The following is a 20,269-nucleotide window of genomic DNA, read 5'->3' as shown; positions in this document are numbered from 1 at the left end:
AGGGGACTCGGGAGCGACCATCGGCATGAACGGCCAGATCGACTGGGCGGAACTGTTCTTCTCGTCCACCGGCCGAACGGCCCGCGGACCCTTTCTGCTGGCGACGGCCGTGCTGATCGCCATCGCCGTGCTGTACGAGGCCGCGACCGGCCCGACGCTGCGCTGGTTCACCGGCTGGATCGTCTATCCCGGCCTGCTGTTCTCGGGTTGCTGCGTGCTCAGCAAGCGGCTGCACGACCGCGGCCGGTCGGGCTGGCTGGCGGCGATCATCGTCCTGGCCCTGATCGTCGCCTGGCCGGCGCCGAGCGGCTTCGTCGACTTCGCCTTCAGCCTGGTGATCCTGTGGGCCGCCGTCGAGCTGGGCGCCATCGCCGGCGAACAGGGCGCCAACCGCTTCGGCCCGCCGCCGGGCCGCGCCGTCCAGGCATAGCCTGGGCTAGTCTGACCGAGGGAGAGACCCAGACCATGCGCACTTTGCTCGCCGCCGTCCTCGCCGCCGCCGTCCTGGCGCCCGGCCTCGCCGCAGCCGCCGCCGACTCGCCCGAGACCGAGGCCGCCCTGGAGCCCGTCCGCGCCCATATGCGCGCCGAGAAGGGCGTGAAGTTCCGGAAGGTGAAGATCAACGCCGCCGGCGACGTCTGCGGCGTCTACAGCCAGGGCGGCGACCGCGACATCGAGTTCATGCTCAACAAGGCCACCGGCGTGATCTGGGTGGCCGAGGGGCCGCAGGAACCCCGCTCCGCGTTCAACTACGGCGACCCGTCGGTCCGCCGCAGCGACGACCGCGCCGACTACCAGGCCTGGAAGGCCTGCTCGAAGGGCTGATCGCGACCGGGGGCATGGTCGCGCAGCGGGCGCGCCCCCTTCCCTGTCAGATCGGCGGCGCGGTCTCGGCGACCTCGCCGAACACCCGGCGGAAGCTGGCCTTCAGCGCCGCATCGGCCTCGTCCATGGTCACCGGCAGGCCCAGGTCGACCAGGCTGGTCACCCCATGCTCGGTCACGCCGCAGGGCACGATGCCGCCGAAGTGGTCGAGGTCCGGCTCCACGTTGAAGCTGATTCCGTGGAAGCTGACCCAGCGGCGCAGCTTTACGCCCACGGCGGCGATCTTGTCCTCGCGCGACCAGCCGGGGCCCTTGCGCTCGACCCAGACGCCCACGCGGCCGTCGCGCAGCTCGCCGACGACGTTGAAGGTCGCCAGGGCCTCGATCACCCACCCCTCCAGCGCCGCGACGAAGGCGCGGACGTCCCGGGCCCGCCGGGTCAGGTCCAGCATGACATAGGCCACCCGCTGGCCGGGGCCGTGATAGGTGAACTGGCCCCCGCGGCCGCTCTCGAACACCGGGAACCGGTCCGGATCGACCAGGTCCGCCGGTTTGGCCGAGACCCCGGCCGTGTAGAGCGGCGGATGCTCCAGCAGCCAGACCAGCTCCCCCGCCCGCCCCTCGGCGATGGCGGCGGCGCGCGCCTCCATGGCGGCGACGGCCTCGGGATAGGGCACGGGCGCGGTCGACACCGCCCAGCCGGCCGGGACGGCGTCGGCGCGGCCGAAAATCGGCCCGTTGGCGTGTGCTGAATCGGAACTTAACGGCTGAGCAAGCATGGCGCCCCCAATGTGGCCCCTGGAGTTGGATTATGCGAGGGGCCGGGGCGCTTCCGTGAGTCAGGTCAAGGCCGTCAACGTCGAGATTTCCGTTGTCCTCGGGCGCTCGACGCTTCCGATGCAACAGCTGCTGCGCATGGGCCGGGGGGCGGTGATCCCGCTCGACGCCAAGGCCAGCGACGAGGTGTGGATCCTCGCCAACAACCATCCCGTCGCCCGCGGCGAGATCCAGATCAACGACGACAAGATCAGCATCGCCGTGACCCGGGCGGCCGACGTCTACGACTTCATGGCCGGCGGAACCAGCTAGCCGCCTCTCCCCTCCGCGTGACCGCCTTGGCGGGTCTCGGACGCCGTGCTAGCAGCGGCGCGGGGGGACTACCGATGACCGTGCTATCCGCCACGCTGGCGCTGAGCCTGCTGCTGCACGCCGGCGCATTGCAGGATGAAGCGGCCGCGATCGCCGCGCCGACGCCCGCTCCGGCCGCTTCGCCGGCCGCCCTGAAGGCGCCCGCCGGGACAGAGCTCCAGGTGGAGCTGATCGACCCTGTCAGCTCCGCGACCAGCAAGCTGGGGGATCGCTTCGCCATCCGCCTGGCCGAGGCCGTCGTCATCGACGGGATCGAGGTCGCGCCCGCCGGCGCGGTCGGCCAGGGCGAGGTCGTCGACGTGGCCAAGGCCGGCTTCGGCGGCAAGCAGGGCAAGCTGATCATCTCGGCGCGATACCTGGAGCTGAACGGCCGCCAGGCGCGCGTGCGCGGCATGTCGCTGATGGCCGCCGGCAAGAGCCGCGTCGACCTGGCGACCGGCGTCTGGCTAACGCCCTACGTCGGCGTGGCCGCCTACGCCATCCGGGGCGGCCAGATCGAGATCCCGGCCGGGACGCGGGCGATGGTCCGGCTGGCCGAGGACCTGGAATTCCAACGCAGCGCCGCTGCCGTGTCGGGGGAGACACCGAAATGAACAAGCTCATCAGCACGGCCGCCGGCCTGGTCCTGTCGCTGGCGCTCGGCGCCGCCGCCTTCGCCCAGGAGACGCCGCCCGCGCCGACTCCGGACGCCCCTGCCCCCGCCGCCGAGACGGCCGCGCCGGCGGTCGAACAGCCGACGCCGGAAGCTGCGCCCGCCGCCCCGGACACGCCCGCGGCCGGCGCCGTCGTGGCCAAGGGCAAGATCTACTTCTTCCGCCCGGGCCGCCTGCCCGGCGCCATCTACACCTACCACGTGGTCGAGACCGGCGACGACGGCAAGCCGGCCAAGGGCGCCGATCGCCTGGGCAGCCTGCCGAACGGCGGGGCCTTCGTCCTGGAGGTCGAGCCGGGCATCCACAGCTACAACATCACCGGACCGATGGCGGTCAACCTGGCCGAGGACCGCCTGCGGCTGGAGGTGGAGCCTGGCCAGACCTACTACGTCGAACAGACCGTGCGGATGGGGCTGGTCACCGGCGGCTTCCGCCTGGTGCCGGCCGACGAGGCCCGCTTCGTCAAGTCGAAGGTCAAGCTGAAGGCCGCCGCCGCCGAGTAACGCGCCGCCCAGGCCGGACGGGATCAGGGGGCGCGCGCCGCGAGGCGCCGCCCCTTTTTCATGGCCGCCTCGATCCGGGCTCGCGGGTCTGCTCAGCGTATTCGGCCTTGAGCGCCAGCCACTCACCATGAAGCCGCCGGCTGAGCTCTCCATAGCGCGCATCCGACAGCTTGCCGTTCCTGTAGGCGGTCTTCACCAGCAGAACCCGGTTCAGGAGCCGCTCCATGCCGAGCAGACGGCGCTCGACGCCGGCGGTCAGGCGTTCGGTCTCCTCGGCGCGTTCCTGGGCGACGGCCCGCGCCCGGGCGGCGCGGCTGAGACGGGGTCGGGTCATGGCGATCTCCTCCAGGGGGACATGCACCCGAAGGGTGCGTGTCCCCGCTTGGGCGCGCGCAGATAGGGGACACGCGCCGCGTCGCGGAACATGTCCCCGGTCGGAACCGGCTGGGGAGGTGGTGCGGAGCGCTCCGGTCTGACCCGGATGTCTGTTGGGTACGCTTTGTCAGAATGATCAGGCCTTGCGCTCCGCGAGGTCCGTCTGATCGGGAGCGACGGTAGGCAGCCCTGTTCGGGCTTAGCCGTTCTGCCCCCGGCGGGCGGGCGACGCGGGTACTGGCGCGTCGTCCCGGATGCGCGAGTAACCCCCTCGCGCCTGGCCCCGCTCGGACCCCGGCCCGTCGCCGCAAGAGCACCTGCGCATGCGCCCTCCCCGTGCGACGGGATGAGATGAGTATGGAACGGGTTTCGAGGCCGGGGATAAGGTCCCATCTATCCCCGCATTTTCACCCGGAAAGCCCAACAAAATCAGCGGAGGGCTCCGCGGATATCCCCGGGGACATGCTCCCGCAGGGTGCGTGTCCCCGCGCGCGTCGGCCTCGGGGGCACGCACCGTTTCGCGGAGCATGTCCCCAAACGAAAAGGGCGCCCGCCTTTCGACGAACGCCCTGATCCTCGACCCAGGCCCCGCCGCTAGAGCGGGATGTTGTCGTGCTTCTTCCAGGGGTTTTCCAACTCCTTGCCGCGCAGGCTCTTCAGCGCGCGGGCGATGCGGCGGCGGGTGCCGTGGGGCATGATCACGTCGTCGATGTAGCCGCGGCTGGCGGCCACGAACGGGTTGGCGAAACGCTCCTTGTACTCGGCCTCGCGGGCGGCCAGGGCCTCGGGGTCCTTGGCCTCGGCGCGGAAGATGATCTCCACCGCCCCCTTGGCGCCCATGACCGCGATCTCGGCGGTCGGCCAGGCGTAGTTGACGTCGCCGCGCAGGTGTTTGGAGCTCATGACGTCATAGGCGCCGCCATAGGCCTTGCGGGTGATGACGGTGATCTTGGGCACGGTGGCCTCGGCATAGGCGAACAGCAGCTTGGCGCCGTGCTTGATCAGGCCGCCGTACTCCTGTTTCGTCCCCGGCATGAAGCCCGGGACGTCGACGAAGGTCACCAGCGGGATGTTGAAGGCGTCGCAGAAGCGCACGAAGCGCGCGGCCTTGCGGCTGGAGTCGATGTCCAGCACGCCGGCCAGCACCTGCGGCTGGTTGGCCACCACCCCGACGGTCTCGCCGTCGATCCGGCCGAAACCGCAGATGATGTTCTTGGCCCACTCCGAGGAGATCTCGAAGAAGTCGGCCTCGTCCACGACCTTCAGGATCAATTCCTTCATGTCGTAGGGCTTGTTCGGGTTGGCCGGGACCAGGGTGTCCAGGCTGCGCTCGTCGCGCGAGGCGTCGTCGAAGCTTTCGCGGATCGGCGAACGCTCGCGGTTCGAGGACGGCAGGAAGTCGACCAGGCGGCGGACCTGGGTCATCGCCTCCAGGTCGTTCTCGAACGCGCCCTCGGCCACGCCCGACTTGGCGGCGTGGACCTTGGCCCCGCCCAGCTCCTCGGCGGTGACGATCTCGTTGGTGACGGTCTTCACCACGTCCGGGCCGGTCACGAACATGTAGCTCGTGTCCTTCACCATGAAGATGAAGTCGGTCATGGCCGGCGAATAGACGTCGCCGCCAGCGCAGGGGCCCATGATCACGCTGATCTGCGGCACCACGCCCGAGGCCAGGACGTTCTCGAGGAAGATGTCGGCGTAGCCGGCCAGGCTGTCGACGCCCTCCTGGATGCGGGCCCCGCCCGCGTCGAACAGGCCGATGATCGGCGCGCCGACCTTCATGGCCTGGCGCTGGATCTTCACGATCTTCTGGGCGTGGGCGTTGCTCAGCGAGCCGCCGAAGACGGTGAAGTCCTTGGAGAAGACATAGACCACCTTGCCGTTGATCGTGCCCCAGCCGGTGACGACGCCGTCGCCGGGGACGCGCTGGTCCTGCATGCCGAAGTCGTGGCTGCGGTGCTCGACGAACATGTCGAACTCCTCGAAGGAGCCTTCGTCGAGAAGCAGGTCGATGCGCTCGCGCGCCGTCAGCTTGCCCTTGGCGTGCTGGCTGGCGATGCGCTTCTCGCCGCCGCCGGTCCGCGCCGCCTCACGCCGCTTCTCGAGCTCTTCCAGGATATGCTGCACGCCGGGGTCCCCTTCATAAAGCTGGGCACGGGTTAATGCCGTGACGGGGGCGTGACAAGGAAAAGAACGCCGCCGCGACGGCTGATCGCGCCTCACCTAGCGGCAGGTTTTCCCTGCGTAAGCAGCGGGTTGCGCCTCACCGCGGCGCGTTCGCCAGCCCGGCCAGCCGCTGCAGCTCGGCGACATGGGCGGTGAAGGCGTTCAGGCCCTTCACCGTCAGGGCCAGCCAGGTCCGCTGGCGTCCGCCGGCCGTCGCCTTGCGGACGGTCAGGTAGCCGGCCTCTTCCAGCTGCTTCACATGTTTCGACAGCACCGAGTCGGACACCCCGACCGCGTCGCGGACCACGGCGAACTCCGCCTCCAGGGTCGCGGCCAGGACGCCGCAGATCTGCAGCCGCGCCGGCGCATGGATCACCGGATCGAGCGCCGCCTCGCCGCTCACGCCCCGGCCCTCATCTCCGCGCGGTAGACCTTGAGCCACAGGCGCGAGGCGGCCAGGGCCGCGACCGCCGCGATCGGGGCCAGGTACAGGGCGACCTCCGGCATGTCGAAGGTCCGGCGCGCGACCAGGCCGGCCACGATGGCCCCCGCGGAGATCACGCCCACGCCGATCGCCACCCAGCGGGCCCGGCGCGAGCCCAGGCCGGTCAGCATCATGCCTTTGCGCGCCTGCCAGCGCCGCAGCATCAGGCCCAGCACGACCGCCGAGCCGATCAGCAGCACGGCGTCGAACGGCCGTGGCGCGGCCTGGCTGGCCACCATCACCCCGACCAGGACCGCGTAGGTCAGGTCGTAGGCCCAGGAGCCTTCCGCCACGCGGTCGGCGATCGCCTCGCGCGCGCCGCGCAGGGCCTCGAGCGCCTCGGCCGGGGATGAATTCTGTTCGCTGGGATCGGTCATTTCGCCATCACTTTCCATACTGGAAAATGAAGGTGACTTTCCACATCGTCAAGTCGCAATTTTCCAAACCGGAAAGTCAGCGCAGCGCCTTGAACCACCGCTCGAGCAGGAGCGCCTCGGCCAGGCGGGCGGCGGTGCGGTCGGCGGCCTCGTAGTCGACGCCCCAGCGCTCCTCCTGCCAGGCCTCGTCGAGGCGGGCCAGGTCGTGAGCCTCCTGCCCGGTGATCTCGCCGCGCTGCAGGGCCAGGGCGATCACGGCCGAGCCGAACAGGGCCGTGGCGTGGGCCAGGGCGGTCAGGCCGAAATCGTCGAGCGACAGCGCCAGGGTCCGGGCCCGGTCCAGCGCGCCGGAGGCCTGGGGCCGGTGCAGCACGCCCTCCGCCCGCTCCAGCTTCAGGCCCAGCTCGACCTCGGCCCAGGCCAGCAGCGTCCCCCAGCGGATCTCCTGCTCGGCGATCAGCCCGGCGGGATGTTCGGCGAAGTAACAGATCAGGTCGGAGCCGGCGTAGCGGACCACCTCCTCGGCGACGTCCTCGCGCGCCTGGGAGACGCGATCGAGCGCGGTGGCGGCCATCCGCATCGCCGGCATGCGGGCGACGTCGATCTCGTCGGTCTGGGCGTCCCAGTCCTCGGCGACCAGGGCGGCCAGCGCCTCGGACGGCAGAACCAGCCGCTGGCCGGCCGGCGTCTTGGGCGCCCGCCCGTCGAGCAGCGGCGCGAAGCCGCCGTCGAGCGGCCCGACGGTCACCGTCTTGTAGAATCGCTTCGGCCGCTGGACGCCGGCGCCGCTGTCGCTCACCGCAAAACCTCTTGAGAAAGCCGGAGTTTAGGCCGGAACCGCCGCCGAGGCGACGGCCTCGCCGGTCCGGGCCTCAGTGCGCCAGACCGCTCGCCCTGGCAACCCGCGGGTTGCGGCCGTGTTGCGACGATGAAAACCGAACGCCGCACAACCGTGTTCTACTGCGTGGACGCCAGAGGAGACGCGCGTGACCGCCAGCCCCGACCTCGCCGCCGCCATCGCCGTGACCCGGTTCGGCCTGGGCGCCCGCCCGGGCGAGCTGGCGGTCGTCGCGCGCGACCCGAAGGGCTGGCTGCGCGACCAGATCCGCCGCGACGGCGCCGACCAGCCCGCCGGGCCGGCCGTCTCGACCGCCGAGCGCCTGGCCGGCTTCCGCGAGTACCAGATGGACCGGCGGGAAGCGCGGCAGGGAGATCGCAAGGACGGCGACGACCAGGACGGCAAGACGGAAGCCCGTGACCCCGTCCGCATCGCCGCCCGCATGATCCGCGAGGGGCCGGCCGAGGACTTCCTGGCCCGCGCCCAGCTGGCCGCAACGACGCCGGCCGGCTTCCGCGAGCGCTGGGCGTTGTTCTGGGCCAACCACTTCACCGTCTCGGGCGTGAAGCTGGTCACCGCCACCGTGGCCGGTCCGTTCGAGCAGGAGGCGATCCGGCCGCATGTGTTCGGGCGGTTCGAGGACCTGCTGGTCGCATCGTCCAGCCATCCGGCCATGCTGCTGTACCTGGACCAGGCCCAGTCGATCGGGCCGGACAGCCGTGCGGCCAACCGTCGGCGCCGCGCCGCCGGGCTGAACGAGAACCTGGCCCGCGAGATCCTGGAGCTGCACACCGTCGGCGTCGACGGCGGCTACGGCCAGGCCGACGTCACCGAGTTCGCCCGCGCCCTGACCGGCTGGAGCGTCGGCGGCCTGCGCGAACCGGGCGACCGCCAGGGCCGCTTCCTGTTCCGGCCCCAGGCCCACGAGCCCGGCGCGCGGACGGTGATGGGCAAGGCCTATCGCGACGGCGGCGTCGACCAGGGCCGCGCGGTGCTGGCCGACCTCGCCGCCCGTCCGGCCACGGCCCGGCATCTGTCCTACAAGCTGGCCCGCCACTTCGTCGCCGACGCCCCGCCGCCCGGCCTCGTCCGACAGCTGGAGACGGCCTGGACCAGGACCGGCGGCGACCTGGCCGCCGTGGCCGCGGCCCTGGTCGAGGCGCCGGAAGCCTGGACCCCCGCCCCGGCCAAGCTGAAGACGCCCTACGAGTTCCTGGTCAGCGGCTATCGCGCCATCGGCGCCCGGCCCGGCGCGATCCAGCAGATCGCCCCGACGCTGAACGGCCTGGGCCAGCGCGCCTTCTCACCGCCCTCGCCCAAGGGCTGGTCCGACGAGGCCGCCGCCTGGGCCGCGCCCGACGCCATCGTCAAGCGGATGGCCTGGGCCGAGGCCTTCGCCGCCCGCACCGCCCGCGGCCTGGACACCGACGCCGTCGCCGCCGACGCCCTCGGCGCCCGCCTGACCGCCCCCGTCCGCACCGCCGTCGCCCGCGCCGAGTCGCGGGAGGAGGCCCTGGCCGTCCTGCTGATGAGCCCGGAGTTCCAGCGCCGATGACCGCTCTCGCCTCCCCAACCCGCCGCGCCCTGCTGGCCGCCGGCGCCGGCTTCGGCGTCTCCCTGAGCTTCATGGGCCGCGCGCGCGCCGCCGACGGCCTCGGCCGCAAGAAGCTGGTCGTGATCGTCGCCCGCGGGGCGATGGACGGCCTTTCCGCCGCGCCGCCGGTCGGCGATCCCGACTACGCCGGCCTGCGCGGCCGCATCGCCATCCCCGCCGAGGCGGCGCTGAAGCTCGACGAGACCTTCGGCCTGCACCCCGCCTTGGCCGGCATCCACGGCCTGGCGCGGAAGGGCCAGGCGCGGATCGCCCCCGCCGTGGCCAGCCCCGACCGCGCCCGATCGCATTTCGAGGCCCAGGACGTGCTCGAAAGCGGCGCGGCCGCCGCCTACGGGACCAGCTCCGGCTTTCTCAATCGGGCGCTGGAGGCCATGGGCGGCCACAGGGTTGAGGCGCTGTCGGTCGGGACGACCGCGCCGCTGATCCTGCGCGGCAAGGTGCAGACGGCGTCCTGGTCGCCCGGCCGGGAGACCGACGGCAATCCCCGCCTGCCGGCCATTCTCGGCGACCTCTACGCCGGCGACCCGCTGCTCGGCCCGGCCCTGGCCCAGGGCCTGGAGACCGAGGCCATGGTCGCCATGGCCCGCAAGGACGCCGCGCCGGCCGCCGCCGGCATGGCGCCGGCCGCAAGCGGCGGCGGCCTGCAGGCGCTCGCCCGACAGGGCCGCGCCGCGGCCGAGGGCGTGGGCCGCACCACCGCCGGCCTGATGCGCCGCCCCGACGGGCCGCAGGTCGTGGCGCTGTCGATCGACGGCTGGGACACCCACGCCAACCAGGGCGCGGTCGAGGGCCAGCTGGCGGGTCGCCTCTCCTACCTCGACGCCCTGGTCATGGGTCTGCACGACGGCCTGGGCGAGACCTGGAAGGACACGATCGTGGTCACGGCGACCGAGTTCGGCCGCACCGCGCGGGTCAACGGCACCGGCGGCACCGACCACGGCACGGGCTCGACGGCCTTGGTGATGGGCGGCGCGCTCAAGCCCGGCGGCGTCATCGGCGACTGGCCGACCCTGAAGCCGGCGGCGCTGTTCGAGGGCCGCGACACCAGGCCGACCCTGGACCTGCGCGGGCTGTTCAAGGGCGTGCTGGCCGAGCACCTGGGCCTCGACCGCCGGGCGCTGGATACGACGGTCTTCCCGGACAGCGCCGACGTGGCGGCGGCGACCGGACTGGCGTGAGGCCGATGAGGATGCTCCCCTCTGGGGGAGCTGTCGGCGCGCAGCGACGACTGAGGGGGTCGTCGGCGTCGCCGCAGGTCCGCCCCTTTCCCTAAGAACACCCCCTCCGCCTCGCCTTCGGCGAGCCGCCTCCCCCAGGGGGGAGGATCTTGGGCCTCGACCATATGACGGTGTTCCTGGACAACGCAGACGAGGATGCTCCCCCCTGGGGGAGCTGTCGGCGCGCAGCGACGACTGAGGGGGTCGTCGGCGTCGCCGCAGGCCGCTCCTTCGCCTCAGAACGCCCCTCCGTCTCACCTTTAACAAGCCCGCCTCCCCCTGGGTGAGGATCCAGCTCTACCGCCGTCCCTTGCCGCCGCGGGGCTTGCGGCCGAAGGGCTCCGGGTCGGCTTCGTGCTCGTCGAAGCCGAAACGACGGAAGCCTTCCTTCATCTCCTTGCTGAGCGGGGCCTCCACCACGATCATCCCGGCCGACGGATGCGGGATGACCAGCCGGCGGGCATGAAGCTGCAGCTGCAAGCCCTCTGACAGTTCGGCGCTTTTCTCGTTCTTGTACTTGGGATCGCCCAGCATCGGATGGCCGATGGCCAGCATGTGGGCGCGCAGCTGGTGGGTGCGTCCGGTGTGCGGGCGCAGGGCCACCCAGGACAGCCGCGGGCCGGCCCGGCTGACGGTGACATACTCGGTCTCGGCCGGCTCGGCCTTGGGGTCCTTGGGATCGACCGGCACGACCATCTCGCGGTCGTTGATGCCCTTCTTGGCCAGCGGCGCGTCGATCCAGCCGTCCTGCGGCGTCGGATTGCCCACCACCAGGGCCCAGTAGGTCTTCTGCGCCTTGCGCCGGGCGAAGGCGCCGGACAGCTTGGCCGCCGCGCCGGGGGTCTTGCCCAGCACCAGCACGCCGGAGGTGTCGCGGTCGAGCCGGTGGACCAGCCGCGGCCGCTCCAGCCCCTCGCCCCAGGCCGACAGCAGCCGGTCGACGTGCTGGGTGGTCTTGGTGCCGCCCTGCACGGCCAGGCCGGCGGGCTTGTTCAGCACCAGCACCTCCTCGTCCTCGTACAGGACCAGGGACTTGGCGTAGGCGGCGTCGCGCGAGGAGATGGCCTTCTTTTCCGAGGGATCGGGCGCGTCCGGCAGCGGCGGGACGCGGACCTGCGAGCCGGCCGACAGGCGGCTGTCGGCCTTGGCGCGGGCGCCGTCGACTCGGATCTGGCCGCTGCGGGCCAGCTTCTGGATCTGGATCTGGGTCAGGTGGGGCCAGCGGCGACGGAACCAGCGATCCAGCCGGACCCCGTCCTCGCCGGCGTCCACGTACAGGGTTTTGACTTCCCGCGTGCTCATGCCGCCAGGACCTTTCGTATCAGGAACATGCCGGCGAACAGCGCGCCCACCGACAGGACGACCGACAGCGCCGAGTAGCTCAGCGCCGAGGTCCACTGCTTGCGCTCGATCATCAGGGCCGTCTCCAGCGAGAAGGCCGAGAAGGTCGTGAAGCCGCCCAGCACCCCGACGCCCAGCAGCACGCGCCAGCGCTCCTGGTCGGCCCCGCCGCGCAAGGCCAGGACCGCGACGAGAACGCCCATGGCCAGGCCGCCCAGCAGGTTGACGATCAGCGTGCCCCAAGGCCAGCCGGGCCCGAACAGGCGCATCGACTGGACCCCGACGAGGTAGCGGGCGACCGCGCCCGCCCCGCCGCCCAGGGCCACGAGAAGCAGTTTGTCCATGGACCCTTATGCGACGAGCCGCCGCCGGAATCCATGCGGCAGACGGAAAGTCAGCCGTCGGCGCGCCAGATCACCGGCGGCGCGGCGCGGGAAGCCTTGGCCGGAACGCTCGCCGGATGGCCCAGGGTGAAGACGGCGAAGGCCCGGTGCGTCTCCGGCAGGCCCAGTTCGGCGCGCGTCGCCGCATCGCCCAGCCACAGCATCGGCGAACCGACCCAGCAGGTCCCCAGCCCGCGCGCATGGGCCGAGATCATCAGGTTCTGCCCGGCGCGGCAGCATTCGGCGGCGGCCTGGGAGTTATCGGCCCGGGCGGCGATCACCACCACCGTCGGGGCGTTGAAGAAGACCGAGAAGTCGGGCCGCTCCGCCCAGTCGTAACCGGGCCCCGACGGGCGGTTGGCCGCGGCGAAGGCCTTGGCCCGCGCGCCGTAGCCGGCGATGCGCTCGGCGCCTTCGATGACCAGGAAGGTCCAGGGCTCGGCGCCGCTGACCGGTGTCGACGGCGCCTGGACCGCGTCCAGGATCACCGCCTCGACGAGGGCCCGCTCGACTGGCCGGGGCTGATAGTCCCGGATCGAGCGGCGTTCGTGCAGAGCCTCGATGGCGTCCATCCGCGCCTCCTCCCGGCCCAAAGGCTAGCGCCGATCGTCAACCAAGTCAGGGGGGGCTTCCACCACCGCATGTCCCCACGTTCGCGGGGACGATCGGAAGAGAGAGCGCGACGACGGGTCGCGCGCCCGCTTCAACGCCCCGTTAAGCCGTCGCGGCTCAGAATGAGGAACCCCTTGGTTTCCCTGCGTTTGTTCCCGTCCATGAGTCGAGCCGCCGACCCCCGCCTCAGCGCCGCCGACGTCGCCGCCGTCCTCGACCGGTTCGGGGGGCACGACCTGCTGGCGCGCGGCTCGGTGACGGTGATCAGCCTGGCGGCGATCCGCGACCGCACCGGCGACCGTTGGCCGCGCAGGCGCGCCGACGTCTGGGCCTATGTCGAACGCCGGCTGGACGAACATCTCACCTTCCAGGACCTGGCCCAGCGCATCGGCGAGACCGACTATCTGATCGCCATGACCAGCGAGGATGGCCTGGCCGCCCAGGCCGTCGCCCTCAAGGTGCTCGAGGAGGTGCTGATGCACTTCCTCGGCGAAGCCAACCCGCGCGACCTCAAGGTGACGATGGTCGCCGACCTGCGCGGCGACGAGGTGCTGTGCACGCCGCTCGACCCGCTGGCCCTGCGCCGCAGCCGCCCGGTCCCGCGGCCCGCGGCGTCGGCCGCGCCCGTGGCGGCGAAGCCTGCGCCGCCGGCCGTCGATCCGATCGAGGAGAAGCGGCGCAATCCCTATGTCTTCCGCACCGGCTCGGGCCTGTCGCTGCGCATCGACTTCGCGGTCGAGACGTTGGTCAGCCTGCGCCACGGCGTCCCGGCCGCCCTGCGCATCGAGCCGACCGTGACCGAGACCCGCACCGGCCGGGTGATCCCGGCTCGCGCCTTCGCCCGGCTGTCGGACGCCGACCTGGCGACCATCGACCAGGCGACGTTGGACTACGCCGCCCTCTACCTGCCGACCGTCGAGGGCGCCAACGCCCAGGCCCTGATCGCGCCGGTCACCTTCCGCACCATGGCCGCCAGCAAGGGCCGCCAGGCGCTGATGGCGACCGCGCCGCACGAGCTGCTGAAGGCGCGGCTGGTGATCGAGCTGGTCGACGCCGGCGACGGCGCCCCGGCCGGCCGGCTGATCGAGGTGACGGGCCTGCTGCGCACCGTCTGCCGCGGGGTGTTCGCCCGGGTCCAACCCGGGCCGGGCGACATCAGCCACCTGCGCGGCGCCCGGCTGATCGGCGTCACCCTGGACGCCGGCGACCTGCCCGCCGACGAGAGTCGCCAGGCGGCGCAGATGCTCGACTTCGGCAAACAGGCCCGCGGCCTGGCCCCGACCCTGGCGGTGCAGGGCCTGGGCGCGGCGGTGATGTTCGACGTGGCCAAGACCGCCGGCCTGACCCATGCGGCCTTGCGCTCAGCCCCCGTGACGGCCGCGACGCCGGCGTTGGCGTCCTAGGCTCCTTTCGGGTCATCCCGGCCGGAGCGCAGCGAAGAGCCGGGACCCAGCCTTCAACTCACGCGACCTTCGATCTGGGTCCCGGCTTTCGCCGGGATGACCGGAGTTGACGCCCTAGCGCCGCTCGCCGCGCCCCACCACCCGCACGATGTCCCGCGCGTCGTAGACGTCGCTGTCCGCCGGCTTGGCCCCCTTGCCGGCCAGGACCTCGATCGAGCGGGAATAGGACGGCCCGCCCGACAGGTCGAAGCTGGTGCCGATGCCGATCCCGACCGAGGAGCCGCTTCCGCGCCAGCCGCCGCCGCTCCAGCTGGACGTGCCGCCGCCGACCGAGACCCGCGGACCGCCGCCGGACGGCTGGCCGTCGCGGCGGTCCTGGCGGTCGACGACGCGGAACCAGTCGTAGCCGTCGGCCAGCGACACCTCCGCCGCCCGCAGCAGGGCGTAGTCGGCGACCTGGCTCATAGGCGCGCCCGGCCCGCCATTGAAGGTCACGCGGTAACGTCCTGATTCAATGCGATAATCCGAGAATCCGACGCCCGTCTGCCCCGGCGCCGGCTGGTAGACCGTCGGGGTGGTGGCGCAGGCGGCGAGCGACAGCGCGAGCCCGGCGGCGATCAGAACCCTGTGCATTGGCCGTATCTCCTTCGGCCCGTCCCTGGAGACTAAGCTGCGCCCGCCGGGTTGGTTCCCGCAAGCCCTAACGCCGCGACCAGGGCCGCCATGTCGTCCGGCATCGGCGCCTCGACCGTCGCCTCGCCGCCGTCCGGGTGCGGATAGCGCAGCTTCACCGCATGCAGCATCAGCCGCGGGACCTCATGGCCGCTCACCGTCAGAGCGCCGCCGTAGCGGACGTCGCCGACGATCGGCCGGCCCAGGCTCTGCATGTGCACCCGCAGCTGGTGCATGCGGCCAGTCTCCGGCGACAGCTCCATCAGCGCCGCTTCGAGCGTGGCCGCCAGGGTGCGATAGCGGGTCCGGGCGGTCTCGGCGTCGGGGTGGTCCGCGTCGGTCGTCCGCATATAGGCCTCGCGCCCGATGCTCTCGCGGCGCAGCGGCGTCTCGATCACGCCGCCCTTCGGCGACGGCGCGCCGGGCGCGACGATGGCCAGGTAGGTCTTGCGAAAACGCTTCGCGATCATGGCCTTGCCGAGGAAACTTGCAGCCGGCTTGGTGCGCGCGGTCAGGATCACGCCGGAGGTGTCGCGGTCCAGGCGATGGACCAGCCGCGGCCGACTGCCGCCCGGCTTGGCGAAGGCCCAGAGCAGTTCGTCCAGCGTATTGGCGTTGATCCGCCCCCCCTGGCTGGAGAGGCCGGGCGGCTTGTTGAGCGCGATGACCGACGGGTCCTGATGGATCACCAGAGCCCGCGTGAAGGCGATCTCCTCCGCGGTCAGAGCGATCGGCGTCTCGTGGGCCTTGGGCTTGCGCGGCGGGCGGGGACTCATCGGATCCGGCTTCCCGATTGCATTCTAAGGGAAATTCAACTTATGGTTAACGATACTGTCCCGTCACGGGAGGGGTCGAGATGATCTCCGCACGTGTTGGTCTACGCCTTCGAGGCGCCTTGGACGGGGCCTTCCTATCCCTCGCGGCCGTTTTCGCCCAGCCCCCTGCCCCATCTTCCGCCCGGACCGCGTCGCCGAAGCCGCGGGACGGGCCGCGCAAACTGTTCGACGGCATGCCGATGCTTCCCTGACCTCTTCCAGAGACATCGGATGAGCGCCGGGAGGTCCCACCCCGGCCGGCCGCGAGACGCCTCCGCCCCGCCCCCCGGGGATGTGGACGCCCGGCGCCGTCGATCCTGGGGGGCGGAGGCGCCGTCTTCGCCCCTCCTTTTTGAGCGCCGCTAGCGCGGCATCTCGGCGATGTTCTTCCAGACCATCGGGGCCAGCTGGCGGAAGTCCGGGTGGTGGTCGGCGCCGTCCAGCCGCAGCAGCCGGACCTTGCGGCCGGCGGCGACGGTCTTCAGTTCGCGCGCCTGCGGGAACGGAATGACCTCATCCGCCGTGCCGTGGATCAGCAGGACCGGCTCGTCGACCCGCAGGATCGCGGCGCGGTTGTCGAAGCGGTCGGGCAGGAACGGCCGGGCGAAGGCCGGCGCGACCTCGGCCAGGGTCGCGAAGGCGCCCAGGGTGATCACGCCCGCGACCTCGTGGCGCGAGGCCATCTCCAGCGCCACCGCCCCGCCGAGCGAGTAGCCGAAGACGTAGGTCCGCGCCTGGGGCGCCAGCGACCGGGCCAGCGCCATGAAGGCCTCCCCGTCGGCGAACAGTCCCTCCTGGGTCGGCTTGCCCGGGTTGCCGCCATAGCCGCGGTAGTCGGCGATCAGCAGGCCCCGCCCGCCCTCGATCAGCGGCTCGGCCATCTTGGCCGCCGTGGCGCGATTGCCGGCGTTGCCGTGGAAGAAGACCACCACCTCAGCGTCCGCCGTCTCCGGCGGCCACCAGTAGCCTTTCAGCGTCAGGCCGTCGGCGGTGGTCGCGACGACCTCCCGCGGCGCGCGGCCGGCCCAGGCCGGCGCCGCCTTCGGCATCGGCTCGGGCAGATAGATCCGATCCCGGATCGGATCGGCGCAGGCCGGCGCGGACAGCGTGAGGGCCGCAGCGAGCGGAAACAGGAGAAAGCGAAGGGTCATCCAGGAACTCCGCCCATCCCCGCGAGGGCGAGGACCCAGATTTGTTGATCGCCGCCGCTCTTTCAATGAAAGAGAGCAGCGCCCGCACTGACAACAAATCCGATCCTGCGCGGAGTCACAATCACCCGCGGATCGATCCGCCGGACTTCACCTGGACAACCTGGGCCTCGGCCTTCGCGAGGGCGAGCGGTTCTAGCGGTTCTTCTCCGCCCGCAGCTGGGCCCAGCGTTCCAGCCGCTCCTTGACCTTGGCCTCGTGACCGTCGCCCTTGGGCCGGTAGAACTGCCGGCGCTCCATCCCGTCCGGGAAGTAGTTCTGGCCCGAAAACCCGTCGGCGGTCTCCGGATCGTAGGCGTAGCCCTTGCCGTAGCCCAGGTCCTTCATCAGCCGGGTCGGGGCGTTGAGGATATGGGCCGGCGGGGCCAGCGAGCCGGTCTCCTTGGCCGCCCGCCGGGCTTCGCGATAGGCGGTGTAGACCGCCACCGACTTGGGCGCGCAGGCCATGTGGACGCAGACCTGGGCCAGGGCCAGCTCGCCCTCCGGGCTGCCCAGGAAGTCGTACGTATCCTTGGCGGCGTTGGCGAGCAGCAGGCTCATCGGGTCGGCGGCGCTGATGTCCTCGATCGCCATCCGCACCAGGCGCCGGGCAATGAACAGCGGATCCTCGCCGCCCTCCAGCATCCGCGCCAGCCAGTAGAGGGCCGCGTCCGGGTCGCTGCCGCGCACCGACTTATGCAGGGCGCTGATGAGGTTGTAGTGCTCCTCGCGGTCCTTGTCGTAGGCGGGGCTGCGTTTCTGGAGCACCTGGCCCAGCTCGGCCGGCGTCAGGGGCTTGGGCGCGCCGATCGCGAACAGGGTCTCGGCCAGGGTCAGCAGGTAGCGGCCGTCGCCGTCGGCCATGGCGATCATCGCCTCGCGGGCGGCGGGGTCGAGCGGCAGCTCGCGCCCTTCCGCGGCCTCGGCCCGGCCGAGCAGCGCGTCCAGCGCCTCCTCGTCCAGCCGGCGCAGCACGAACACCTGGGCCCGCGACAGCAGGGCGCCGTTGAGCTCGAAGCTGGGGTTCTCGGTCGTCGCCCCGACCAGGGTGACGATCCCCTCCTCCACGAACGGCAGGAAGCCGTCCTGCTGGGCGCGGTTGAAGCGATGGATCTCGTCGACGAACAGCAGGGTCGACTGGCCGGCCGCGCGGCGCATGCGGGCCTGCTCGAAGACCTTCTTCAGATCGGCGACGCCGGAGAAGACGGCGCTGATCTGCTGGAACTCGTAGCCGGCGGCCTTGGCCAGCAGCCGGGCGATGGTGGTCTTGCCGGTGCCCGGCGGCCCCCAGAGGATCATCGAGGCCAGGCGGCCGCCCTCGATCATCCGGCGGATCGGACCGCCCTCGCCCAGCAGATGCTCCTGGCCCACCACCTCGTCGAGCGTGCGCGGCCGGAGGCGCTCGGCCAGGGGCGCGGGAGCATGGGGGGTCAGGCCGGCGGCTTCAAACAGATCGGACATCGTGACAGGGTCATAGCACCACAACGCGAGGATAGGTCATGACCGAACGTCTCGAGCGCGAAATCGGGCTCTGGCCCTACATCACCATCCGCGACGGCCGGGCCCGCGAGGCGCTGGACTGGTACGCCAAGGCCCTGGGCGCTGAGGTCGCCTACAGCGCCGACGCCCAGGACGGCAAGCGGGTGATGCACGCCACGCTACGCGTCAACGGCTCCTGGCTGATGCTCAGCGACGACTTCCCCGAACACGGCGGCGGGACCCCCGCCCCGGCCGCGGTGACCCTGCACCTGACCGTGGACGACGCCGATCCCTGGTGGGACCGGGCCCTCGCCGCCGGGGCGGAGGTGCGGATGCCGCTGGAAGACCAGTTCTGGGGCGACCGCTACGGCCAGTTCAGCGACCCCTTCGGCCACCGCTGGTCGGTCGGCGGCCCGGCGAAGGGGTAGCGGGACATGGATCCTCCCCTCTGAGGGAGGTGGATCGCCGAAGGCGAGACGGAGGGGGTCATTGGCGTGAAGACAGGATCTGCGACCTCGCAATTCCGACATCCGACGGCCTTGACCCCCTCAGTCGTCGCTTCGCGCCGACAGCTCCCCCAGAGGGGAGCATCAGAGAGCGGGGACACGTACGGCTTCGCCGAACATGTCCCCTCGCCTGTTCGGGGACATGCTCCCGAAGGGTGCGTGTCCCCTTTTCGAGCCGCTAGGCCCGGAACTGCGCCGTGATGCGCTGGCCGTTGCGTTCGATGGTCACCTGCCAGACGCGGACCTTCTGGCTGAGCGCGCTCATCAGGTCGCCCATCGAGCGGATCTCGCGGCCGTTGACGGCCCGGACGATGTCGCCCGGACGCAGGCCCACGCGCTGGGCCGCGCCGCCGCCGTCGACCTTGGTCACGATCACGCCGCGGCCGCCGAACGGGTCGACGCCCAGGCGGTCGGCGACGGCCGGCGACAGGTTGGCCACCGTCGCCCCCTGCAGCGGATTGACCTCGCTGATGGCGCGCTCCTCGGCCGCCGGGCTGTTCGCCGGGGCGTCGGCGCGGACCTGGACCGTGCGTTCCTTGCCGTCGCGCAGGAAGGTCAGCGGCACCGTGGCGCCGGTGCGCTGGGCGCCGAACTGGTAGGTCACCGCGCCGTCGTCGTTGGTCGCCTGGCCGGCGATCGACAGGATCACGTCGCCCTGCTCCAGGCCGGCGCGCTGGGCCGGACCGCCCGGCCAGACGTCGGTGACCACCGCGCCGCGCGGAGCGGCCAGGCCCAGGCTGCGGGCGATGTCGGAGGTCACCGCGGTGGTCTTGGCGCCAAGCCAAGGCCGCACGACCTCATGGCCGCCGCCCAGGGCCGCGGCCAACACCTGTTTGGCGGTGACGGCCGGAATGGCGAAGCCCACGCCGGACGAGGTGCCCGAGCGCGACAGGATGGCGGTGTTCACCCCGACCAGGTCGCCGTCCATGTCGACCAGCGGGCCGCCCGAATTGCCCGGGTTGATGGCCGCATCGGTCTGGATGAAGAAGCCGTAGTCGGTGATGCCGGTGTTGCTGCGCGCCGTAGCCGAGACGATGCCGTTGGTCACGGTCAGGCCGACCCCGAACGGATTGCCGATGGCCAGCACCAGGTCGCCGACCTCGAGCGGCTCCTGGTCGTCGATGGCCAGCACCGGCAGCTTCTCGGCGCCGACGTCGATCTTCAGCACCGCCAGATCCGAGCGCGGGTCGGCGACCAGCACCTTGGCCGGGAACTCGCGGCGGTCCGAGAGCTGGACCATGATCTCGTCCGCGCCCTCGATGTTGTGGTTGTTGGTGATGATCACCCCGTCGGCGCGGACGATGGCGCCCGAGCCCAACGACTGGGCCACCCGCTCGCGCGGCACGCCGCCGCCGAGGAACAGGTCCCAGAACGGGTCGACGCGCTGGCGCACCACCCGCTTGCTGCTGACGTAGACCACCGCCGGGGCGGCCTTCTTCACGACGGGCGCGAAGGAGTTCTTCATCGCCGCGGCGCTGGAGGGAACCGTCTTGGGCGTCGGGGCCGGCAGGTTGGCCTGGGCCTGGGACTTCGAGGCGGGATCGGAACAGGCCGCGAGCAGGGCCAGGGTCGGGATCAGCAGCTTGGCGACGCGCATAGGTTCTTCGGGGGTCTTTCAGGTCTCGATGACGTTGGCCGGCAATCCAGCGAGGATTTCGGGCGTATTGATG

23 protein-coding genes are annotated in these 20,269 nt (G+C 71.7%); 9 read left to right on the top strand and 14 right to left on the bottom strand.

All coding sequences use genetic code 11. The features are described from left to right. Positions 1 to 25 precede the first annotated feature (25 nt). Positions 26 to 430 carry a DUF805 domain-containing protein gene (locus tag CSW64_RS09420; protein WP_099621862.1) on the top strand — a complete coding sequence of 135 codons (405 nt, stop codon included), beginning with the start codon at positions 26 to 28 and terminating at the stop codon, positions 428 to 430. A 35-nt stretch (positions 431 to 465) separates the two neighbouring features. Continuing rightward, complete coding sequence (locus CSW64_RS09415; protein ID WP_099621861.1) at positions 466 to 825, top strand: hypothetical protein; 360 nt, start codon at positions 466 to 468, stop codon at positions 823 to 825. A 46-nt stretch (positions 826 to 871) separates the two neighbouring features. Here CSW64_RS09415 and lipB read toward each other — a convergent pair whose 3' ends face one another. Then, positions 872 to 1,603: a lipoyl(octanoyl) transferase LipB gene (gene lipB / locus CSW64_RS09410; protein WP_099621860.1), complete on the bottom strand. Its 732-nt coding sequence runs from the start codon at positions 1,601 to 1,603 to the stop codon at positions 872 to 874. Here lipB and CSW64_RS09405 point away from each other — a divergent pair. The 3 genes from CSW64_RS09405 to CSW64_RS09395 all read left to right on the top strand — a co-directional run bounded on the left by CSW64_RS09405 (position 1,602) and on the right by CSW64_RS09395 (position 3,129). Beyond that, positions 1,602 to 1,913 carry a FliM/FliN family flagellar motor switch protein gene (locus tag CSW64_RS09405; RefSeq protein ID WP_099621859.1) on the top strand — a complete coding sequence of 104 codons (312 nt, stop codon included), beginning with the start codon at positions 1,602 to 1,604 and terminating at the stop codon, positions 1,911 to 1,913. The genes lipB and CSW64_RS09405 overlap by 2 nt on opposite strands. Positions 1,914 to 1,987: 74 nt before the next feature. Further along, positions 1,988 to 2,566 carry a hypothetical protein gene (locus CSW64_RS09400; RefSeq protein WP_099621858.1) on the top strand — a complete coding sequence of 193 codons (579 nt, stop codon included), beginning with the start codon at positions 1,988 to 1,990 and terminating at the stop codon, positions 2,564 to 2,566. Beyond that, positions 2,563 to 3,129, top strand: coding sequence for a hypothetical protein (locus CSW64_RS09395; RefSeq protein ID WP_099621857.1), 567 nt, complete (start codon positions 2,563 to 2,565; stop codon positions 3,127 to 3,129). The genes CSW64_RS09400 and CSW64_RS09395 overlap by 4 nt, the downstream gene beginning before the upstream one ends. A 58-nt stretch (positions 3,130 to 3,187) precedes the next feature. On the opposite strand, the gene CSW64_RS09390 is transcribed toward CSW64_RS09395, so the two are convergent. From CSW64_RS09390 to CSW64_RS09370, 5 genes are all read right to left on the bottom strand, one after another. After that, positions 3,188 to 3,463, bottom strand: coding sequence for a hypothetical protein (locus CSW64_RS09390; RefSeq protein WP_099621856.1), 276 nt, complete (start codon positions 3,461 to 3,463; stop codon positions 3,188 to 3,190). A gap of 635 nt (positions 3,464 to 4,098) precedes the next feature. Then, positions 4,099 to 5,631, bottom strand: a complete 1,533-nt coding sequence (locus CSW64_RS09385; protein WP_099621855.1) for an acyl-CoA carboxylase subunit beta — start codon at positions 5,629 to 5,631, stop codon at positions 4,099 to 4,101. Positions 5,632 to 5,767: 136 nt separating this feature from the next. Further along, the gene (locus CSW64_RS09380; RefSeq protein ID WP_099621854.1) at positions 5,768 to 6,073 is read right to left on the bottom strand and encodes a transcriptional regulator; all 306 of its coding nucleotides are present in this window, start codon (positions 6,071 to 6,073) and stop codon (positions 5,768 to 5,770) included. Beyond that, the gene (locus CSW64_RS09375) at positions 6,070 to 6,531 is read right to left on the bottom strand and encodes a hypothetical protein (protein WP_099621853.1); all 462 of its coding nucleotides are present in this window, start codon (positions 6,529 to 6,531) and stop codon (positions 6,070 to 6,072) included. Before CSW64_RS09375 ends, CSW64_RS09380 begins: the two co-directional genes overlap by 4 nt. A 76-nt stretch (positions 6,532 to 6,607) precedes the next feature. After that, positions 6,608 to 7,330: an ATP12 family chaperone protein gene (locus CSW64_RS09370; RefSeq protein ID WP_099621852.1), complete on the bottom strand. Its 723-nt coding sequence runs from the start codon at positions 7,328 to 7,330 to the stop codon at positions 6,608 to 6,610. 187 nt (positions 7,331 to 7,517) lie between these two features. On the opposite strand from CSW64_RS09370, the gene CSW64_RS09365 reads away from it, so the two are divergent. Then, on the top strand, positions 7,518 to 8,924 hold the full coding sequence (locus CSW64_RS09365; protein WP_099621851.1) for a DUF1800 domain-containing protein: 1,407 nt from the start codon (positions 7,518 to 7,520) through the stop codon (positions 8,922 to 8,924). Continuing rightward, positions 8,921 to 10,162 (top strand): DUF1501 domain-containing protein, encoded by a 1,242-nt coding sequence (locus tag CSW64_RS09360; RefSeq protein WP_099621850.1) that lies wholly within the window; start codon positions 8,921 to 8,923, stop codon positions 10,160 to 10,162. Before CSW64_RS09365 ends, CSW64_RS09360 begins: the two co-directional genes overlap by 4 nt. A 336-nt stretch (positions 10,163 to 10,498) precedes the next feature. On the opposite strand, the gene CSW64_RS09355 is transcribed toward CSW64_RS09360, so the two are convergent. Genes CSW64_RS09355 through CSW64_RS09345 form a run of 3 tightly spaced genes read right to left on the bottom strand, consistent with a single transcriptional unit; the run spans position 10,499 to position 12,497 of the window. Further along, positions 10,499 to 11,503, bottom strand: coding sequence for an RluA family pseudouridine synthase (locus CSW64_RS09355; protein ID WP_099621849.1), 1,005 nt, complete (start codon positions 11,501 to 11,503; stop codon positions 10,499 to 10,501). Beyond that, a complete protein-coding gene (gene crcB / locus CSW64_RS09350; protein ID WP_099621848.1) occupies positions 11,500 to 11,886 on the bottom strand; it encodes a fluoride efflux transporter CrcB in 387 nt (128 codons plus the stop codon). Before crcB ends, CSW64_RS09355 begins: the two co-directional genes overlap by 4 nt. A gap of 50 nt (positions 11,887 to 11,936) precedes the next feature. Beyond that, positions 11,937 to 12,497: a nitroreductase family protein gene (locus CSW64_RS09345; protein WP_099621847.1), complete on the bottom strand. Its 561-nt coding sequence runs from the start codon at positions 12,495 to 12,497 to the stop codon at positions 11,937 to 11,939. 201 nt (positions 12,498 to 12,698) lie between these two features. On the opposite strand from CSW64_RS09345, the gene CSW64_RS09340 reads away from it, so the two are divergent. Beyond that, positions 12,699 to 13,940, top strand: coding sequence for a hypothetical protein (locus CSW64_RS09340; RefSeq protein ID WP_099621846.1), 1,242 nt, complete (start codon positions 12,699 to 12,701; stop codon positions 13,938 to 13,940). Between the two features lie 114 nt (positions 13,941 to 14,054). Here the strand turns inward: CSW64_RS09340 and CSW64_RS09335 are convergent, their stop codons facing one another. The 4 genes from CSW64_RS09335 to CSW64_RS09320 all read right to left on the bottom strand — a co-directional run bounded on the left by CSW64_RS09335 (position 14,055) and on the right by CSW64_RS09320 (position 18,075). Further along, positions 14,055 to 14,573, bottom strand: a complete 519-nt coding sequence (locus tag CSW64_RS09335) for a CC0125/CC1285 family lipoprotein (RefSeq protein WP_099621845.1) — start codon at positions 14,571 to 14,573, stop codon at positions 14,055 to 14,057. Positions 14,574 to 14,605: 32 nt separating this feature from the next. Continuing rightward, a complete protein-coding gene (locus tag CSW64_RS09330) occupies positions 14,606 to 15,388 on the bottom strand; it encodes an RluA family pseudouridine synthase (protein WP_099621844.1) in 783 nt (260 codons plus the stop codon). Between the two features lie 401 nt (positions 15,389 to 15,789). Further along, on the bottom strand, positions 15,790 to 16,578 hold the full coding sequence (locus tag CSW64_RS09325; RefSeq protein WP_099621843.1) for an alpha/beta hydrolase: 789 nt from the start codon (positions 16,576 to 16,578) through the stop codon (positions 15,790 to 15,792). A 192-nt stretch (positions 16,579 to 16,770) separates the two neighbouring features. Beyond that, on the bottom strand, positions 16,771 to 18,075 hold the full coding sequence (locus CSW64_RS09320) for a replication-associated recombination protein A (protein ID WP_099624189.1): 1,305 nt from the start codon (positions 18,073 to 18,075) through the stop codon (positions 16,771 to 16,773). Between the two features lie 38 nt (positions 18,076 to 18,113). Here CSW64_RS09320 and CSW64_RS09315 point away from each other — a divergent pair, with 38 nt between their 5' ends. Then, positions 18,114 to 18,521 (top strand): VOC family protein, encoded by a 408-nt coding sequence (locus CSW64_RS09315; protein ID WP_099621842.1) that lies wholly within the window; start codon positions 18,114 to 18,116, stop codon positions 18,519 to 18,521. 256 nt (positions 18,522 to 18,777) lie between these two features. On the opposite strand, the gene CSW64_RS09310 is transcribed toward CSW64_RS09315, so the two are convergent. Then, complete coding sequence (locus CSW64_RS09310) at positions 18,778 to 20,196, bottom strand: DegQ family serine endoprotease (protein WP_099621841.1); 1,419 nt, start codon at positions 20,194 to 20,196, stop codon at positions 18,778 to 18,780. Positions 20,197 to 20,269: the final 73 nt, after the last annotated feature.

Origin of the sequence: Caulobacter mirabilis, assembly GCF_002749615.1 — a bacterium.
GTDB lineage: Bacteria > Pseudomonadota > Alphaproteobacteria > Caulobacterales > Caulobacteraceae > Caulobacter > Caulobacter mirabilis.
Note: the sequence above shows the minus strand (reverse complement) of the source record. Positions and strands in the feature narration are given on the sequence as shown.

Bases quoted from the DNA above. Each gene is read 5' to 3' on its own strand.
- CSW64_RS09420 (WP_099621862.1), top strand. From the start codon at position 26: ATGAACGGCCAGATCGACTGGGCGGAACTGTTCTTCTCGTCCACCGGC.
- CSW64_RS09415 (WP_099621861.1), top strand. From the start codon at position 466: ATGCGCACTTTGCTCGCCGCCGTCCTCGCCGCCGCCGTCCTGGCGCCC.
- CSW64_RS09405 (WP_099621859.1), top strand. From the start codon at position 1,602: ATGGCGCCCCCAATGTGGCCCCTGGAGTTGGATTATGCGAGGGGCCGG.
- lipB (WP_099621860.1), bottom strand. From the start codon at position 1,603: ATGCTTGCTCAGCCGTTAAGTTCCGATTCAGCACACGCCAACGGGCCG.
- CSW64_RS09400 (WP_099621858.1), top strand. From the start codon at position 1,988: ATGACCGTGCTATCCGCCACGCTGGCGCTGAGCCTGCTGCTGCACGCC.
- CSW64_RS09395 (WP_099621857.1), top strand. From the start codon at position 2,563: ATGAACAAGCTCATCAGCACGGCCGCCGGCCTGGTCCTGTCGCTGGCG.
- CSW64_RS09390 (WP_099621856.1), bottom strand. From the start codon at position 3,463: ATGACCCGACCCCGTCTCAGCCGCGCCGCCCGGGCGCGGGCCGTCGCC.
- CSW64_RS09375 (WP_099621853.1), bottom strand. From the start codon at position 6,531: ATGACCGATCCCAGCGAACAGAATTCATCCCCGGCCGAGGCGCTCGAG.
- CSW64_RS09360 (WP_099621850.1), top strand. From the start codon at position 8,921: ATGACCGCTCTCGCCTCCCCAACCCGCCGCGCCCTGCTGGCCGCCGGC.
- CSW64_RS09355 (WP_099621849.1), bottom strand. From the start codon at position 11,503: ATGAGCACGCGGGAAGTCAAAACCCTGTACGTGGACGCCGGCGAGGAC.
- crcB (WP_099621848.1), bottom strand. From the start codon at position 11,886: ATGGACAAACTGCTTCTCGTGGCCCTGGGCGGCGGGGCGGGCGCGGTC.
- CSW64_RS09345 (WP_099621847.1), bottom strand. From the start codon at position 12,497: ATGGACGCCATCGAGGCTCTGCACGAACGCCGCTCGATCCGGGACTAT.
- CSW64_RS09340 (WP_099621846.1), top strand. From the start codon at position 12,699: ATGAGTCGAGCCGCCGACCCCCGCCTCAGCGCCGCCGACGTCGCCGCC.
- CSW64_RS09335 (WP_099621845.1), bottom strand. From the start codon at position 14,573: ATGCACAGGGTTCTGATCGCCGCCGGGCTCGCGCTGTCGCTCGCCGCC.
- CSW64_RS09330 (WP_099621844.1), bottom strand. From the start codon at position 15,388: ATGAGTCCCCGCCCGCCGCGCAAGCCCAAGGCCCACGAGACGCCGATC.
- CSW64_RS09325 (WP_099621843.1), bottom strand. From the start codon at position 16,578: ATGACCCTTCGCTTTCTCCTGTTTCCGCTCGCTGCGGCCCTCACGCTG.
- CSW64_RS09320 (WP_099624189.1), bottom strand. From the start codon at position 18,075: ATGTCCGATCTGTTTGAAGCCGCCGGCCTGACCCCCCATGCTCCCGCG.
- CSW64_RS09315 (WP_099621842.1), top strand. From the start codon at position 18,114: ATGACCGAACGTCTCGAGCGCGAAATCGGGCTCTGGCCCTACATCACC.
- CSW64_RS09310 (WP_099621841.1), bottom strand. From the start codon at position 20,196: ATGCGCGTCGCCAAGCTGCTGATCCCGACCCTGGCCCTGCTCGCGGCC.